Raw genomic sequence first — 16483 nt, forward strand, 5'->3', positions numbered from 1 at the left:
TCGCATCAATCGGACGGATGCTCCGAAGACTTGCACCCGCTGGCGACCAACCTCCGTTCAAATATCGACTTACAACCTGAATCGGTTTCCGGATAGGCTCTTAGTATTCAAAGTCACGTGCCACGCCGGTCGATGTTAGGCTGCACAATTCAGTCCAATTCAGTCGGGGAACGCCACGCGTCACCCGGCACGCGCGAAAGATTCTCAAGTTCAAAATCGCCCGACTCGCGTGCTCGGGTGCAAGCGATTGTTCGCCGGGGCTTCGGGATTTAGTCGATAGGTTCGGTGGCGTCAGGAACTGGTGTGCCGCTGGCGTCATAGTATACCGGTTTGCCGGCGTTGCCGTACATATTCACGTCCGGCATGTATTCGTACGTGTATTTGCTACGGATGGTCCCGTCCTGTCGCAAGTAGTACCCAACGCCACCTGTCGCCTTGTCGTAGGTCTCGGTCGCAAGTTCCCGGCCATCAGGTGTGAACCAAGTTGAGCGGTAGATTAGACCGCGGAAGTACCATTCCCGAATCATCAGCGATCCGTCGTCGTAGTGATACTCCGCGACGCCAGTCCCCCGCGGAAAACCGTCTTTGTTCTTGTGATACGTTCCGGGTATTGCGTCCCAGTAGGAGTAGGCCGCGAGCGTGAATGCGACAAGCGTGACGAGAAGGATAAGCGTTTTGAGTCGGTATCTCACGGCAGCGAGCGGACGCATCCGAAGGTGTCGATCAACTTGATCGGCGAACGCCACCGATCACGGGGCGGCGACGAGAGATGTTCTATTTTCAAAAGCCGTGACTTCGCTGCTCGCGTGCATCGGATTGTTCCCCGCAGTTCTGGATCGACCATGACCGTAACCCGGTTGGCCCAAGCCCGACGCCGTCGTCCAAGACGAATCCAAGCGTGAATCCGGAACTGAGTCGCACCGTGCAGTCCACCGCGTGCGAATCTTCGCATTCAGTGTACCCAATATCGTTGCCAATGAGAATAGATTTGAGTTCTGCGAGTGGCATGTGCAAACGAAGCTTCCATGGATCAATTTTCATTGACGGTCCCCCGTCGAACAAATCGTCGCTGTCGCAGTGAACTAACGTCAGAATGTCATTCGCAAAGTGGAATTCTGTTGTGCCGAAAACCCAGATGCAGCTAGCGTTTGTTCGGTCGACCAGAGTCGCTTTGGTAACATTGCCCAGCGTGCAGCCTATCACGTGTCGTGATGTCCCAACGGCGAATGGACCGAGCGATCCGGTTCGCATCGCACTGGAAAGCGAGACGTTCAATGCGGCCATAGACTTCAGTCGGGGAACGTCACCAATCACCCGGCGGCGACGAGAGATTGTCCATTGTTAAAACGCCCGACTTCGCCGCTCGGGTGCATTGGATTGTTATTTTTCTTCGTGCGGCATTGTCAGTCTGTGTTTGATCGAGCTGATTGCTGCATCAAGATCGGTGAACAGCCAATCGTCGACAGATTGAAGCATTTCGTCGCGAACAAGCGATGTGAGACCAACGCGGTTTATCTCTGACGTAACCACGGCGACAGGAAGCTTCAGCCCTGTTTGAATTGGGTGATTGGAGCAATAGTAGAGGACACCCGCCATTTCATCACCCCATTCGTACTTGAGGTGTGTGAAATCAAGGATGACGGCATCCGGCTCAATGGCAACCATATTGCCGGCCATCAGGCATTCAATGTGGCGCCGAACGTTGACCATGCGAGTTGAAAGCGTGGCCATCAAATGCGGCGAGCAAGACGGTGCCGCGCGTACTTTCGTCGTCTGCAGACGCGAACGTCGCGTTGATTTCGCTGAACGTGGATATGTCTAACGGGTCGAATTGCATTCCCAAATAACGTCACCGATCACCCGGTCGCCGCGAGCGATCTTCCATTGTCAAAACGCCCGACTCGGCGACTCGGGTGCATCGGATAGTTATCCGCCGTCTTGAGGCGAGACTTTGACCCAAGGTGGATCGGTTGTTGCGACAGTCGGGCGGTCCGTGACACGCACAGGAACGTCTGGTGTTGAAGCAGGGCCACTCGCGAGATGAAGATCAACCCACCAAATTGGATACTTCTTGGGCGGTGATCCAATGGACATTTCATCGCGAGACCGCAGCCAAGCATCGGATGGAAGCCGATGGCTATCCAAGGCGACAGCTAGGGTCTTTCGAGTTCTCAGGTCCAAGTCAGGTTTAGACAAGTGATTCGAGATTGCCAGAAAAACTTCTTCGTCTGTGATCGGAGGTTCTAGTTTCCCAACCATGCTCCGTTTTGAGCGAGCATTGAACTCGCTTACGGTGTCAGCGATTGAAACGGTATTAATTCTCCAATGCAGATAGCGCCCCGCCATAATGAGCAAGGCGACAAACGCGACTAAGCCAAGAAGGTATCGAAGCGAGAACTTCGGTCTATTTCGGATCATGCGTGGGCGAAGTCATGTGCGGCAATGAGTTTGATCGGATAACGTTCGGCGTCACCGGGCGGTGGCGAGAAATGTGATTGGAAAGTGTACCGAGTCTCTACCACCGCTCCGTGTGCACGCAATGGTTATCCGTCGGTTTTTGGGTGCGGCTTCGGAGGTGGTGTAATCAGACAGGTCCATAGAAACGATGTTCCTTCAATGCAGCCGCAAGCAATCGTCATGAAGAGTGCACTGGCAATCGGGGGCCGCGTGGGCAAAGCAATTAGGCCGATAGAACGAAGCAGGCTCCAGCATAGAACGACATATGCCAAACACAGTAGCAACGCGATTGAAAATCTTGCGAGAGAGCGGAACCGCGGTTTCTTGCGTGGTGAGGTGCATACATATGCAGCCAAAGCTGCGCCGACGAAAGGGCTACTAGATTCGTGGCCCAGTGACTGGAACACGAATTGGATGGTGACGAACGCAGTGAAGCTCACCGAGTAGATTAGTACATAGTTGGTCGTCGAGTTTGTAGCCAGCGATCGAACGTCGGACGTAGAAGCAAAATTTGCCATGCTATGTCATATGTAACGGATAACGGCAAGCATCACCGGGCGGTGGAAGCCAATGTGATCGGAAAGTGAAGTAGGTCTCCACCACCGCTCCGTGTGCATGCAATGGTTATGCATTTCCGCGGCAGTCGAGCGTGATCGCGAGCATCGAGTGGAGGAGATGTTCGATTGTAAGCCGAGCGATTCATTTCGATGAGAGTCGGCGAGGTCATGAGGACGCGAGTGTCAGTAGGTTCAACGTTGATGAATGGTGTGCGCGGCGTCGAACGTCGTTTCGGCATGATTCGACCGCTATCGCGAGCATGAATTCTACGCGGCATATCCGGGCACGAGATCGTTCCGGTATCTTGCGTCGGTTGGCGCGGCAGTGAGCACGGAACGCGAGCATGGAGTTAAGCTTCTGTCTCACGCATAACGTCACCAATCACCCGGCGGCGACGAGAGATTGTCCACTTGAAAACGCCCGACTTCGCCGCTCGGGTGCATTGGATGGTTCGCCAATCACCTGTTGGCTCTACGCCATTCAAAGGCGTACTGAGCAACTTGGGCAGCTGCTGCCGCAACAACTCCTGACCAGTCGGTCGATATACCTGGTGCCCCCTCGGTTTGAAACGCAGTGCATTTTGATGTGACAACCGACCCCGCATCCAATGCCTCGCCAGTATTTGGGTGAGGGATCGATAACTTGGCAATACCGGATGGATTCAAAAAGAAGCCGGTTTTGTGAAGTGAAAGTTCAGCGAAGTGAATGTAACCACCCGATTCAACGACTGTTGCGTGGACGGAAGCGAAGACCAGTTCACGCTCACCAGCCACCACTCGTTTGCCCGCTGCAGCGCGATGTTCTTCGGGTGTCATGACATTCACGTCGAAACCCTCCTCCTCAAAGCGTTTGCGTACAGCCTGGTGCAATTTGGTCAGTTGTTCGTCCGCGACTGACGGACGCACCGTGACAACTAGGTCAAGATTTCTGGATGAGCCTTCAAGCGAAGGAACGACATCATTCCACTTTTGGTGATCATTGGCTCTTAACCAACTCGGGACCAGGAGGACTATTGCGAAGAGCACAAACGCTCGTTTAGTGGTCATAGCAGACATCCGTTAAAGGCGATTGACATGGCGAACGGCACGGATCACCGGGCGGCGGGAGAACGGTCTCCACTTCAACAAACCGCACCACCGCCGCTCCGTGTGCATCCGATGGTTATTGCCAACTTCGTCAATGGGGTCGGCGAGAAACAAACGGTGGCTTGCCTCCAAAGTCGTTTTCCCGCCACCCATGGTATCCCATGCACATCCCATCGCCATCAGATAGGTCGATGTTCGCTTTTAATTTGTCAGTTGTGTTGCACGTGAGTTCAACAGCGACGCGGAGATTAACGCGATTTTTGTCATTCGCCATTCCGCCGGTAACGCCATCTAGAACCATCATCAAGCCGTACACGGCGTCGTCTATTCCTTTTTCGGCTGCGGCACGCGCCTCATCATCGAGCGATGGATCGATCTGTTGCCGCGCGTATTCACGCATGTCCTGGAACAATATGAACCCCGCAGCATGCTGAAGCCACAGCTCTCGTTCGCGTGGATCGGTCGGCGGTGTCGAGAGTTGATAATCGGCTGTAGACATCGTGTCGCTGTTCGTAGTCGGTAACTCGATGGCAATAACGTTTGCGATATGCGGGCGGTGGCGAGCGATGTGATTGGAACGCCAAGTTGGTCTCCACCACCGCTCCGTCATCATCGCATGGTTATCGGAAATACTTTCGTGGATCCAATCGAGTGACATGGATCAGTCGAGCGACGATAACGAGCACACCGATACGTGAGGAAGCGATGGGTACGATGTCGATGCAGAACGTCACAGGATTGTATCAGGCGGAATCGACATCGTTCGCGTCGTTTCCGGGAGTCGATGCAGCGATGAAACGTTGGAGTCGCGGTGAGGCGATCGGTTGGCAACCGGAACGCAGTCCGTTCGTCCGAAAGGTTGACGACCGTTCGCATGACCGCGACGGATGTTGCTGGATCGAGCAACGGATTGTGCCGATCGACCGACCGCATTTGTGTCGTCCATTGTGTCCAGCGTCGATTGGTTTGATGTTCGCTGTGTTGAATGTTTCCATTGTGTCATCGTTGAACCGTCGAGCAGACGGTCACGAGCATCAATGACGGCGTGGTGTGCAACCAAGATCGGCATCGCTACGTCCTGCATTGATCGCCGCGATAACGACCCGCATCACCGGGCCGGCGAGGAAAGCTATCCCCTTGAAACTGGCTCGACCGCCGGCTCCGGTGCATGCGATGGTTCGTCGCTTCCGTGCGGTGTTGAACCAGCCGACCCTTTTGACCAACGTTGCGAAGGACGTTCGACAAACCGCCAGAATACATATGCAGCGATGATCGAAACGGCCAGTGCCGCGACGATAGCAGGATACCGATATGCTAGTGATTCAGGTAGCCGATCTGCAAGGTTGATAATGCGTCCGCCGATTGGAACATGCAAGAGATACAGCGAATACGAAATCGTTCCAAGGAAAGACAACGGGATGAAGAATCTCGGAAGTTCCCGATCTCTTGTGAGTACGATTGCGCCTGCGGTAATTGATCCCACAACTGTTTGCTGGAGACCAACAATTGAGTGCGAAAGTGAGATGATAAGTGTAAGGAACAAAAGAAACGGAAAGTTAGGTAGCAGACCAACGTAGAATTGGAATGCAACCATTCCAATGGCAAAGAGCGGAAGCCAATGAGGGAGCAGAGCTGAGTTGCCAAGCCCGGCAAATCCGAGAGAAGCGATAAGCAATGCACTGCTATAGCGGATGTAAGTGTTGGTGTGAGCGAGGAGTGGAAATGCAATCGCTACGAATATGTAGTATTGAAATTCAATTGCTAATGTCCAAAACACCGGATTCAACCACCCGTAATCAAGGATGGCATTCAAGTAAGCGACATGTGCCAAGAGTTTTGGCCAACTGAGGTCCAGTGGTCCACCACGAAAGCCGGGTACTTGCATCGAGAGTTGATGCAGCAAAATTACAAGAACGATGCAGGCAAAAAAGGGTGGCTCAAGCCGTTTGAGGCGACGGATGAAGAATCGTCCACTGTCGCGCAGTTTGTAAGAACGCAAATGCAATGAATATGGAATGACAAATCCCGAGATGACGAAGAATGCTTCAACGCCAAGCCAGCCGAACGACCCAATTGCGGCAACGGGATCGACCGAGCTTAGGAATCCAGCGTTTCCGTGGCTGAAATGGAACAGACAAACGGCAAAAGCAGCGATTCCTCGGAGCGGGCCAAGTATGGGGATGTGGTGTGAGGCGCGTGAGCTAATGAAGTTTCTCCTGCGACGAACGTTTGGCATAACCGGGTCGCCGCGGTTGATGTTCCATTTGAAAACGCGTTACCGGCGACTCCGCGTTCATGCCTTGGTTATGTTGCGTTTTCGGCGGTTGCGTTTGTCGTATCGTCCGAGTCAGCAACCACACCATCGGGACGCCGCCGCCAATGAATGGCGCATTGTAGCATCGCGACCATGAGTAGGGTAGCGATCAATGGCAGCAACCAACCCATCACGAGCAGCGCGGCGTTCATACCCACGCCATCGTACATATAGTCATCACGTTGACGCGCCAACTCTCGTAGTGCCGGAAGATTGAATTGCATCCTGAACTCAAGAGTCGCGAACCAAGAGGCGAGGATGGCAAGCGGTATGCGAAGACCCAACGAACGTTTGTGCGGCGGTGTTGCCGGCGTGAAAATGAACAGTGCGGGGATTACGAACAGGGACGCCGTCATGCCCCAGTCGCCAATGGTGGCGCAAAGTCGAGCTGGGAGCAGGCGGTCCGGGTTCAGCAATCCAAGCCCGACGTCAATCGCAATTGCGCCAACAATGAATCCGCCAATTGCGGTGAGGGTTCGCATGTCATCGCAACATAACGATTGGGATCACGTGGTCGCCGCCAACGACTTACCACTTCAAAAAACTCGACGCGGCGACTCACGTGCATCCCTTGGTTCGCCGCTCCTTGGTCGCACAGCAGTCTACGGTGCTCCCATCGATTGTATCGTCTGGTTCTGTTCAAGTCGACGAAAGCAATTCCTGAGATGTCTTGATGCAGTCTGAACACGCGAAGTGTTGATTGTCGATCGTCTGCAGCGTCCGGTTTGGAAGCCACTCGCCACACAGGACGCAGACATGCAATCTTGTTTCAACGTTTGGTGGATCATACGGATTTGCCCTGTCCAGCGCACGAGCAAAGACTGGTCCGGCTTGCACGGGATCGGTGTCCGACATGCGGGTCAGGCACGATGAACATACCAGGAAATCATTTGGCCCTTCAACAAACGGACCCGCATCAAGATGTGACGCCGTGCAGATCGTGCACCGGTGTATTGGTCCATTGCCGAATGCCTGCTGGAAGATGTTGCGAACGCGATTCAGCATGATTCAGTCGGCGAACGGCAGCCGTCACCGGGCGGTGGCGAGAGATGTCAATGGAAAGTGTACCAACTCTCCACCACCGCTCCGTGTGCACGGCATGGTTATGCGTTTCCGCGGCAGCCAAACGCAATCACGAGCATGGAGTGGAGTAGAGGGAGGATTGTCAGCCAAGCGATTGGTTTTGATCGGAGTCGGTGAAGTTAAGAGCACTCGAGAGTCAGTCGGTTCAGCATCGACGAGTCATGGACGCGGTGTCGAACGTCGTTTCGGCACGGTTCGAGCGCAATCGCGAGCATGGATTTCACGCGGCATTTCCGAGCACGAGATCGTTCCGGTATCCAGCATCGGTTGGGTCTGTATTTATTGCTGATCGCGAGCATGCATCCGAGCTTTGGTCTCACGCATAACGGCGGACATCACCGGGCGGTGGAAGCCAACGTGATTGGAAAGTGAAACAGGTCTCCACCACCGCTCCGTGTGCATGTCATGGTTATCCATTGGTTTCGTTGCGATACCTATCTCGTTCGCGTGCTAGCGTCGCATCTGTCGCATGTCCAAGCCAGTAGCCGACCAACGATGGCGTGCCATAGGCATGGAACCAAAATGACCCTAGAGTGACAAATGAAATCGCGTGGACAAGGAAGAGGGTTCCGTGACGTTCAGGTGTAGCTTCGAAATAGATAAGCGAGCCAAGGCATACGACCGCGGTGAGCGTGGAAAGTGTACTCGCCATTGCGGAGTTGCGAAGACGGATTCTACGCTTGCAAGTCTTGCACCGAGAAAACGGGAGTGCGAGACGAAAGCGGTTTAGGGTTCCGCCGCACACAGGGCAGCAATTCCGTCTGTTCCGCGTTTTGGATGACGGCGAGACTTGCGGTGTCAGGTAGGGATTAGGACCGGTGCTCACGGCTGATATTTCAGTCGGATAACGGTAGGGTTGACCGGGGCCGAGCGAAAGATCAACCATTTCAAAAAGACGCTTTCGAGGCCTCCGCGTCCAACCCATTGTTACCCGCTTTTGCCTGTCGCCGGTGGCTGGTAAGGATTGCCACTTTCGAGGGCGGCTGGGACGGTGTCAGGGAAAACAGCTTCGGATTCCGTTGACGTCCCACGAGTGACGATTGAGAACAACATGCGTCCAGTCCATCGAATTGCTGAGCATGTTAGAAAACAGATCGTTGCCCAAACAAACGTGATTGGAATGCCCGTGATTGGGGCAAACGCCCGCCCCGTGTCGCTAGTCACCGCATCCATTGCGCGTTCCGCGTCAGCGGTCATCTCGGATTCGCTGAAGCTACCATCACCATCAAGATCATACTCGTACAATTCGAGTTCAAGCTCGAAGCTGATGACCTGGACGCTTACGATCAGGGTGATGTACGCAATTAGGCATGCTGCAAAGAATGCTAACACCCAGTGCAGGCGACGCTTGCCGAGCAACGCGTTCGCAGTCCAGACCGCCGCTGGCATAGCGAGGTAAACAAGTGGCAGAAGCTTCGTTAACGGCATTCGTGATGCAGGTCCGGCAGCTGGTCTTCAGTCGGGTAACGAGCCGGATCAGCGGGGACCGGGAGTTAAGCATCCATTCGTGAAAACTGACCACCGGTCCTCCGTTGCATCCGATGGTTACCCGCCGTCTGTTGTGTTGGCGAAAATATCCGCGTTGGTAATCAACGGGTCGTCATTCCAGGAGACAATATCGGCCCCAAATACAATACGCAATCGATCCGCAGATTCGGGGTCAAGTCGAGTGTGTGGAACGTGCAGCATCTCCAATCGCGGCAGTGATTTCAAGCGAACCAATCCGTCATAGCTGACCGGAGATCCGTAAAGCGTCACAACGCGAAGTTCAGGTAATAGCACCAAAGTATCTACAACGCGATCGTCCAGATTAACGCAGTTGGTGAAGGCAATGTGAGTCAGTGTGGAAAGCTCATTGATTGCTGGCAAATCGCTCGGACGAACGCTTGATTCATCGAACAGGATCAGGTCAGGCGTGAGGAAGAAATGGTCGCCAAGAAGTCGTCGCAGGAGAACTGGTCCGGGAGTTGGAAACCCGGTTCCGCGGTCAGTGTGGTGGTCCCATTCGTGCGCATATCCAACAACACCACCCAACTGTTGGATGCGACGAATGAGAGTTGCCTGCCGTTGCGATCGGATCCAACGCCGATGCACCAACCAAAACCCTGCACCAGACGCTGCGACAGCAGCGAGCAGGGCCCGTAGCGAAAACTTCAATAGTTGGCGACGTGGTAGCATCGCGACGATTGCATCACCTTCAGTCGGGTAACGGCACCGATCACCGGGCGGCGGCGAACGATTCTCCATTGGAAAAAGCTGGCCACCGCCGCTCTGGTGCATCGTATGGTTATCCGTCGTTAATCGCATGAAGCCACCTTCCGCAGCATTCGCGACTCCGCGACGATGGCATTCTCGGCGTGACCATGGAAAGTCGCCTTTCCGATCATGGTGAGTCCGTCATTCTGCACATTGAAAATGTAACTTCCGGTATCAAACCCGCTACCTTTCTGATCTTCAAAGAGGAGGACAACTCTCTGCCCGTGTATAAAGCCACGGTACCCGAATTGGCGTTCGATTTGCTCTCCACTGCGGTTCTTTCGCCGCGTACTGGTTCCTCGGAGTTCGGCCCCAAATTGCTTCAATACTAACGAGCCGACTTCGACTTCAACGCCGTCTCGTTGTTCCACAATCGTCCACGACCCAGACACTCGAATACCGTTATAGGTCATGAAATTGCGGACAGTCGGCCATCCATAGCCAGTCCAGCAGGCAACGATGCCGGTCGCGACGATACTGGAAAGCACTCCGAGAATGAAGCCAGATAGCAAGGTGTGCTCCTGTAGTTAAAGATCGGATAACGGCGGACATCACGGGGCACGGAAGGTTGATTGTCCACTGCGAAAAACGCCGCAAACCGTGCTCCCGTGCATGTCATTGTTCTGGCTCTTCCTCTCCTCATGATCGAGCGTCGACGTTGACGTCGTCAAGATGCATGCTGCGCGTTTCACCTTGCTCGTTGGCCTGCCAGATCTCTCCAGTCTCTGTACAGAAACAGGAAAGCCAACCACCTTTGCAGGCTCCCGTATCGATGCAAACAGACGAATCATTGCCGATTGGGAGCCCGGAGTCCTGCGACTTGTGTCCGCAAACCAGAAACTTGCCGGACTTGTGGCCCGGGAATCTTTCTGAGTAGCGATCCCAGTAAAGCGACCAGTCAGTCTGCTCGTCCATTGGAGTGTTGGGGGCGACAGTCGCATGTACAAAGATATGAATCTCGGTCTCGTAGTACGGTCGCAATCTTGCAAGAAAATCCGAGTGTGTAGGTGGGATATCGTCCAAATCAGGGATGTCGTTGTCTTCTGTCGCGTACGAGTCAAGCGTTTCGACACCGCCAAATTGGCCCCACTTGAGTTTGTCGCTCACGTTGATGCGTGCGTTCAACATCATCACATCGTGATTGCCACGAAGTGCCACGAGAGAACTCGATTGGCCAAAGGCGATGAGCCAATCGATTACGGAACGCGTGTCGGGTCCGCGATCAACGTAGTCGCCGAGCGTCACTACTGTGTCAGAGCCACGCAGGTCGACAAACGCGACCAAGGAGCGGAGAGCGTCAATACATCCGTGAATGTCTCCGATTGCGAGGTGTCGTGTCATTGATTGGGGTCGGCTTCAGTGCCAGAACGGTCAGCATCACCGGGCGGTGGAAGCCAACGTGATTGGAAAGTGAAGTCGGTCTCCACCACCGCTCCGTGTGCATGCAATGGTTATGCATTTCCGCGGCAGACGAGCGTGATTGCGAGCATCGAGTGGAGCAGGTGTTCGATTGTCAGCCAAGCGATTCATATCGATGAAAGTCGGCGAGGTCATGAGGAGTCGAGTGACAGTTGGTTCAGCGGCGAAGAGTAACGCAGGCGGTGTCGAACGTCGTTTCGGCACGGTTCGAGCGCAATCGCGAGTTCGAATTCTACGCGGCATTTCGGAGCACGAGTTCGTTCCAGTATCGAGCATCGGTTGGGTCGGCGGTGAGCACCAATCGCGAGCATGAAGTTAAGCTTCTGTCTCACGCATGACGTCACCAATCACCCGGCGGCGACGAGAGATTGTCCATTGTAAAACGCCCGACTTCGCCGCTCGGGTGCATTGGATTGTTACCCGCTATTGTAGATTTACACAGCCTGTTTTCGAACCTCAAATTGTTGCCGAATTTCGGGCAGCGCAAGCAGTCGAAGAGCCCAGATGCCAAAGGGTATGCCGACAAAGACCAAAGGTGTAATGATCGGTATGCAAGACAAAATCGCCCCCAGTCGAGCGAGCGTGTAGGACTTGAAGTGTCCCATCTGTGCACCGCCGATGCAGATAAGCACAGAGGTCGCCAGTTGGAAACCGTTCACCGCCGAAAGCAGTATTGCATCCTCATGGGCACTGCCTCGTGCTTGCTGAATCAATCCCGAGACGAGAGGAATTGCGACGAATACTGCTTGAATTGACGACATGACAATCAATGCGGTCGCCGGCCGAGCCACACGTTGTCGAAGAGTGTCAGGTGCTGCATCGGTTTTCGTCGGTTCGTACGGATTCAGGTCTACGGACAATTTTATCTCGTTCGGGTAACGTTTGCGATATGCGGGCGGTGGCGAGCGATGTGATTGGAATGCCAAGTTCGTCTCCACCACCGCTCCGTCATCATCGCGTGGTTATCCAACGGATACTGTGTCGCGTGGCCAGCGAAGACGATCGACCAGCCGACGAAGGACTGCACGATCTTTTGGCGTGTATGTGCCATTACTTCTTCCCCAGTGGAATCGTGCAAGCTGAATGCCCCCATGCATTCGCCTACAAACTCCGGCTCGACGTCAGTGAGATCAACGGATGCCTGTTTAGATCCAAAAATGAAAGTCGGTCCTGAAAGCGTTTTTCCCTCGATGTTGATATCAAATTTGCGAATGTCGACAACGGTTGCCCAGAATGCTGCACGTATTACCACGATGAATACGGCCCAGTCGTAGGGGATTCCTAACCATTCGGTTAGGCAGTAGATCGCAACGCCGATGGACAAACTGCTGATGGTTGTAGTGGCGAAAAATCGCTATCGGCTAGCCGCGAAGGTCAAGTTTGTTCTTGGGGGAGCGTTCACGATTGTTGAACGGGATAACGACGGACATCACCGGGCGGTGGAAACCTATGTGATTGGAAAGCGAAGCAGGTCTCCACCACCGCTCCGTGTGCATGTCATGGTTATCCAAGATTCTGAGGAATGGCGAAGAATGTCGAACAGACCAACACAATCTCGAAAGACGCGGTGAGGGAGTCGGCACAGCGAAGTCGCGGATGGCGTCCGGGACGAAACACAAAACAGACCAGAGTGTAGCCGAGCACTGCGGAGCTCATCAGGCGTGCGATCGAAGCCAATGGTACAGGAGCGAAAAGCGGTGCGTGCCAGAGCTCGGACGATTCGGGAGTCTGCATCGCTGGCAGCATGATGAGCACTAGCAAGTAGTACAAGTAGATGTATCCGACAATCACGAAATGGCAGGGTGACGTCAGGTAGTGAGACTGAATCGCGGTTCCATTGTATGGATGGCGTTTGGTTTGCGCCCGGAAATGATCCAGCGTGTAGAGTGCGAGTGTGCAAGCAGTGATGAGTAGCACTAGCATGAGATCATTTGCAAATCGTCAACGTTTTCGATGTCTCCATCCAAAGAGATAGCGACGCTTGTTCCACTGTCGACCAGCAGCGTGTATCGGATAACGGTCAGCATCACCGGGCGGTGGAAGCCAACGTGATTGGAAAGTGAAGTAAGTCTCTACCACCGCTCCGTGTGCATGCAATGGTTATTCGTGACGGAGCACTCACTGGTGAGCCAATCGTTCGAGCAGTTACTCCGAGTCCGGTGGTACGGCGGAGCGATTGCCAGAGAACAATAGTCGGAATGAAGAAATGGAACCTAGTAGGCAAGAAACGTATCCGGCGAATTGCAGAAACAAGCCCAGGAGACGTAGTGGCGGATTGAATTTGGTAAAGGTTCCCGTGGATGGATCGGTCGCTTGTTCTCCGAAATGGACTAATGCGACATGGTTGATCAAAGAGCCAGCCCCGACGAGTAGCACTGCGATAGCGTAAGATCTCGACCATGCAGCGGGACGAGTTAGAGACGCAACGATTGCCAAAGGGATGAGGCTCGCCAATGCCAGTGGGCCAAACCACTGTATCAGGTTAAAGAGGATGTACTGCGGGGTCATCTGGGATTTACTGAGAGCATTCTCTTACACGAATAACGTCGGACATCACCGGGCGGTTGAAACCGGCGTGATTGGAAAGAGAAGCAGGTCTCCACCACCGCTCCGTGTGCATGTCATGGTTACCCTGCGATTTCTGGAAAGTAGCCACTGGGGCCGACACCAACCGCCTCGAATGTACGACCACTTGGGTCGTCCGAGTCCTGGCTTGCGTCAGGAACAACAGAACGCCAGAGGCTGAGTTGAAGCGTCGGGAAGACGTACGTGTAGCCGGGTTCGGGAGCACTAGTATCGTACGGAGCCAACTTTTCAACGTGGGCAACGGCGGAATCGGCATCCAGTTCGTGAAGGCATTCGCCGTCGAGCAAAGCTCGAAAGTTTTCGGATTCGGCGATTTCGATGAAAGCAACCTTGCCAGCAGCATCAAAATCGATCGCCAAACCTTCGAGGTACCATTCGCGTTCTTCGTCGGCGTCGCCATCGTGTGGGCCGATAAGTTGGCGGACGTCCGCCCGTGTCATGCCGAATCGAATCGGTCCAACGCCCACCGTCGGGAGTATGTCGAACGCTTTCATGGATTTTCTTTATCCGGGTAACGGTAGCCGTCACCGGGCGGTGGCGAAAGATATGAATGGAAAGTGTACCAACTCTCCACCACCGCTCCGTGTGCACGGCATGGTTATGCATTTCCGCGTTAGCCGAGCGCAATCACAAGCACGGAGTGGAGAAGAAATTCGATAGTCCGCCAAGCGATTCATTTCGATGAGAGTCGTTGAAGTCACGAACGGCCGAGTGTCAGTCGGTTCAGCGTCGACGAGTCATGGACGCGGTGTCGAACGTCGTTTCGGCACGGTTCGAACGCAATCGCGAGCATAAGCTTCACGCGGCATTTCCGAGCACCAGATCGTCCCAGTATCCAACACCGGTTGGATCTGCAGTGAGCATCAATCGCGAGCATGAAGTTGAGCTTCTGGCTCACGCATAACGTCGGACATCACCGGGCGGGGAGAGTAAAGGTTTCCATGTCAAATCCGGCCGCAAGCCCCGCTCCGCGTGAATGCCATGGTTATGCGTGATTCCCTCACGGGGAGAAGTCGAACCAATCAAAAAGCGACGACATGTCAATATCTGGCCATTCGAGCCACGACAAGTTGATGTCGAACCAGGAGAATGTACCGCCCGATGCAAGATCTGTCAGGACCGATGCCTTCATCGCAGCGTAGTCGCACACTTCACCAGCGGCGTCGTGGATCGCTTTGAAATCTTCTGGCGTCGTGAAAAGACAGTACGCCCAACAGTGAATGTCAATCGGGTAGCCTCGAGACTCAGCCGCCCGACGCACCTCGGCTGGCTTGTAATACTTATTCTTTCCGTGAGCGCGTACGAGCGCTTCACCGACGTCGCCGATGAATTTTTTCTTGTTGTTTGGCTCAATGTGGCACGCTGGCATAGCACTCAACTCACTGCTTACGCATAACGGTAGGGTTCAGCGGGGCCGCGCGAACGACCCACCACTTCAAAAACGTCGAGTCGCGGCCTCCGTTGCAACGCATGGTTATTTGGCGGTTTCGGCGGACCCGCCTGAAGTATTGGGCGTCTCGTTCAGGCGAGCAATCAGTTTCCCAAATTCGACACGGTACATATTGTACGCAGGTTTGTGCGGGACAATCCCATCAAATTCCACCCAGTTCATTCTCGCAAGTTCTGCTGGGTCAGCGTTGAAGTTGATGTCGACCAGATTGCGCAGTTCGTAAGGGGTTAGGTCGCGTAAATCAGGAGCTCGCCCGAAAATTGATTGTGACTCTTCGATCGTAGACGCGTCGCCCGAGAAGGGATTAGCCGTTGCTGAGAATGGATCAGCCTTTGGTTCTTTGTGTTTTTGTTGCACCTCGCCAATAACGTCGGCGATATCGTCGCCTAACTCGCTCCAGTTCCGGGGCCATCGGTGCGTTCGAGCGTAGAACCGATCAACAGCCGCCGCAGCGATCGCCGCAGCGTCGTTGTGAACCTCAGCTTCGGGGTTTCCTTGCTCCGGATCAATAATGCGCGATTGCGTGAGCGAAGCAAGGAATGGAAAGCACAAGAGGTACGCGAGCAATAGTCCGGCGCCTCCCAAGTATGATCGACGCGACAGAAGCCAAGCGATCAAACCAATAGCGATCAACGCCAAGATTGCGGCAGCGACATATAGAAGCAGTTGATTCTGAAATGCGGCGTCCCGAAACGGGATCGTACGTTCGTCGACGGTGTTGTTTACGTTCGCCCAGTACCGCGCGAAAGTCGCCATCGGCACCGCAACGGCGGCGACAGCGATCAACAGGTGACGCAATCCAAATGCGTGTCGTTGTGAGCGTGACGGCGTTTGGTCTGTGGATTCTGTCATGCGTGCCAGTCCAAATAACGGTACGGATCACGTGGTCGCCGCGAACGACTAACCACTCCAGAAAACTCAACTCGGCGACTCATGTGCATCCGATGGTTCGCCCTTATCGTGGCGTGCCGAGGTGATGCTAGAGTTGGTCTCTGGAGTCGACATCCACACGAGTATACCGACCACGCCAAATATTGTTGCCAAAATCACAGTAACGATTGGCAAGTAGATATGGACACCACCGACGGCGCGGACTCGTTGCTCCACTGAGTAATCGGGAATGTGATGTTCCGTCCTCACTGCTTCTAGTCGTTCTTGGTCGATCAGGCGGTAAGAGCCTATCCGGAAACTGGTATTTGCTGAAAGCCTGATAAACGCGATACTTTGAGCTCCTCGAAGCAACGGAGTGTGCGATGACCGATGGCAACCGAAAAC

General features: G+C 54.2%; 17 protein-coding genes. 1 reads left to right on the forward strand and 16 read right to left on the reverse strand.

Going from position 1 to position 16483, the window contains the following annotated elements; all coding sequences use genetic code 11:
- Positions 1-269 precede the first annotated feature (269 nt).
- The 4 genes from LOC70_RS12940 to LOC70_RS12955 all read right to left on the reverse strand — a co-directional run bounded on the left by LOC70_RS12940 (position 270) and on the right by LOC70_RS12955 (position 4758).
- Positions 270-710 carry a hypothetical protein gene (locus LOC70_RS12940; RefSeq protein ID WP_230254005.1) on the reverse strand — a complete coding sequence of 147 codons (441 nt, stop codon included), beginning with the start codon at positions 708-710 and terminating at the stop codon, positions 270-272.
- A gap of 670 nt (positions 711-1380) precedes the next feature.
- Entirely contained in the window at positions 1381-1731 is a 351-nt protein-coding gene (locus LOC70_RS12945) for a hypothetical protein (RefSeq protein ID WP_230254006.1), read from the reverse strand.
- Positions 1732-3473: 1742 nt separating this feature from the next.
- On the reverse strand, positions 3474-4061 hold the full coding sequence (locus tag LOC70_RS12950; protein ID WP_230254007.1) for a hypothetical protein: 588 nt from the start codon (positions 4059-4061) through the stop codon (positions 3474-3476).
- Between the two features lie 130 nt (positions 4062-4191).
- Positions 4192-4758, reverse strand: coding sequence for a hypothetical protein (locus tag LOC70_RS12955; protein WP_230254008.1), 567 nt, complete (start codon positions 4756-4758; stop codon positions 4192-4194).
- Positions 4759-4814: 56 nt separating this feature from the next.
- Here LOC70_RS12955 and LOC70_RS12960 point away from each other — a divergent pair, with 56 nt between their 5' ends.
- Entirely contained in the window at positions 4815-5141 is a 327-nt protein-coding gene (locus LOC70_RS12960) for a hypothetical protein (RefSeq protein ID WP_230254009.1), read from the forward strand.
- A gap of 88 nt (positions 5142-5229) precedes the next feature.
- Here LOC70_RS12960 and LOC70_RS12965 read toward each other — a convergent pair whose 3' ends face one another.
- The 12 genes from LOC70_RS12965 to LOC70_RS13020 all read right to left on the reverse strand — a co-directional run.
- Positions 5230-6336 carry an acyltransferase family protein gene (locus LOC70_RS12965; protein WP_230254010.1) on the reverse strand — a complete coding sequence of 369 codons (1107 nt, stop codon included), beginning with the start codon at positions 6334-6336 and terminating at the stop codon, positions 5230-5232.
- A 68-nt stretch (positions 6337-6404) separates the two neighbouring features.
- Positions 6405-6896: a hypothetical protein gene (locus LOC70_RS12970; RefSeq protein WP_230254011.1), complete on the reverse strand. Its 492-nt coding sequence runs from the start codon at positions 6894-6896 to the stop codon at positions 6405-6407.
- 1528 nt (positions 6897-8424) lie between these two features.
- Entirely contained in the window at positions 8425-8925 is a 501-nt protein-coding gene (locus tag LOC70_RS12975; RefSeq protein WP_230254012.1) for a hypothetical protein, read from the reverse strand.
- Positions 8926-9042: 117 nt separating this feature from the next.
- On the reverse strand, positions 9043-9804 hold the full coding sequence (locus LOC70_RS12980) for a hypothetical protein (RefSeq protein ID WP_230254013.1): 762 nt from the start codon (positions 9802-9804) through the stop codon (positions 9043-9045).
- 588 nt (positions 9805-10392) lie between these two features.
- Positions 10393-11094 (reverse strand): metallophosphoesterase family protein, encoded by a 702-nt coding sequence (locus LOC70_RS12985; protein ID WP_230254014.1) that lies wholly within the window; start codon positions 11092-11094, stop codon positions 10393-10395.
- Positions 11095-11606: 512 nt separating this feature from the next.
- Positions 11607-11933, reverse strand: a complete 327-nt coding sequence (locus tag LOC70_RS12990; RefSeq protein WP_230254015.1) for a hypothetical protein — start codon at positions 11931-11933, stop codon at positions 11607-11609.
- A gap of 101 nt (positions 11934-12034) precedes the next feature.
- Positions 12035-12496, reverse strand: coding sequence for a hypothetical protein (locus LOC70_RS12995; RefSeq protein ID WP_230254016.1), 462 nt, complete (start codon positions 12494-12496; stop codon positions 12035-12037).
- Between the two features lie 179 nt (positions 12497-12675).
- Complete coding sequence (locus tag LOC70_RS13000) at positions 12676-13095, reverse strand: hypothetical protein (RefSeq protein WP_230254017.1); 420 nt, start codon at positions 13093-13095, stop codon at positions 12676-12678.
- Positions 13096-13799: 704 nt separating this feature from the next.
- On the reverse strand, positions 13800-14198 hold the full coding sequence (locus LOC70_RS13005; protein WP_230254018.1) for a hypothetical protein: 399 nt from the start codon (positions 14196-14198) through the stop codon (positions 13800-13802).
- 560 nt (positions 14199-14758) lie between these two features.
- A complete protein-coding gene (locus tag LOC70_RS13010; RefSeq protein WP_230254019.1) occupies positions 14759-15127 on the reverse strand; it encodes a hypothetical protein in 369 nt (122 codons plus the stop codon).
- A 105-nt stretch (positions 15128-15232) separates the two neighbouring features.
- The gene (locus tag LOC70_RS13015; protein ID WP_230254020.1) at positions 15233-15841 is read right to left on the reverse strand and encodes a hypothetical protein; all 609 of its coding nucleotides are present in this window, start codon (positions 15839-15841) and stop codon (positions 15233-15235) included.
- A 285-nt stretch (positions 15842-16126) separates the two neighbouring features.
- A partial coding sequence (locus LOC70_RS13020) for a hypothetical protein (protein WP_230254021.1) occupies positions 16127-16483 on the reverse strand: 357 nt, incomplete at its 5' end.

Origin of the sequence: Rhodopirellula halodulae, assembly GCF_020966775.1 — a bacterium.
Classification (GTDB): Bacteria; Planctomycetota; Planctomycetia; order Pirellulales; family Pirellulaceae; genus Rhodopirellula; species Rhodopirellula halodulae.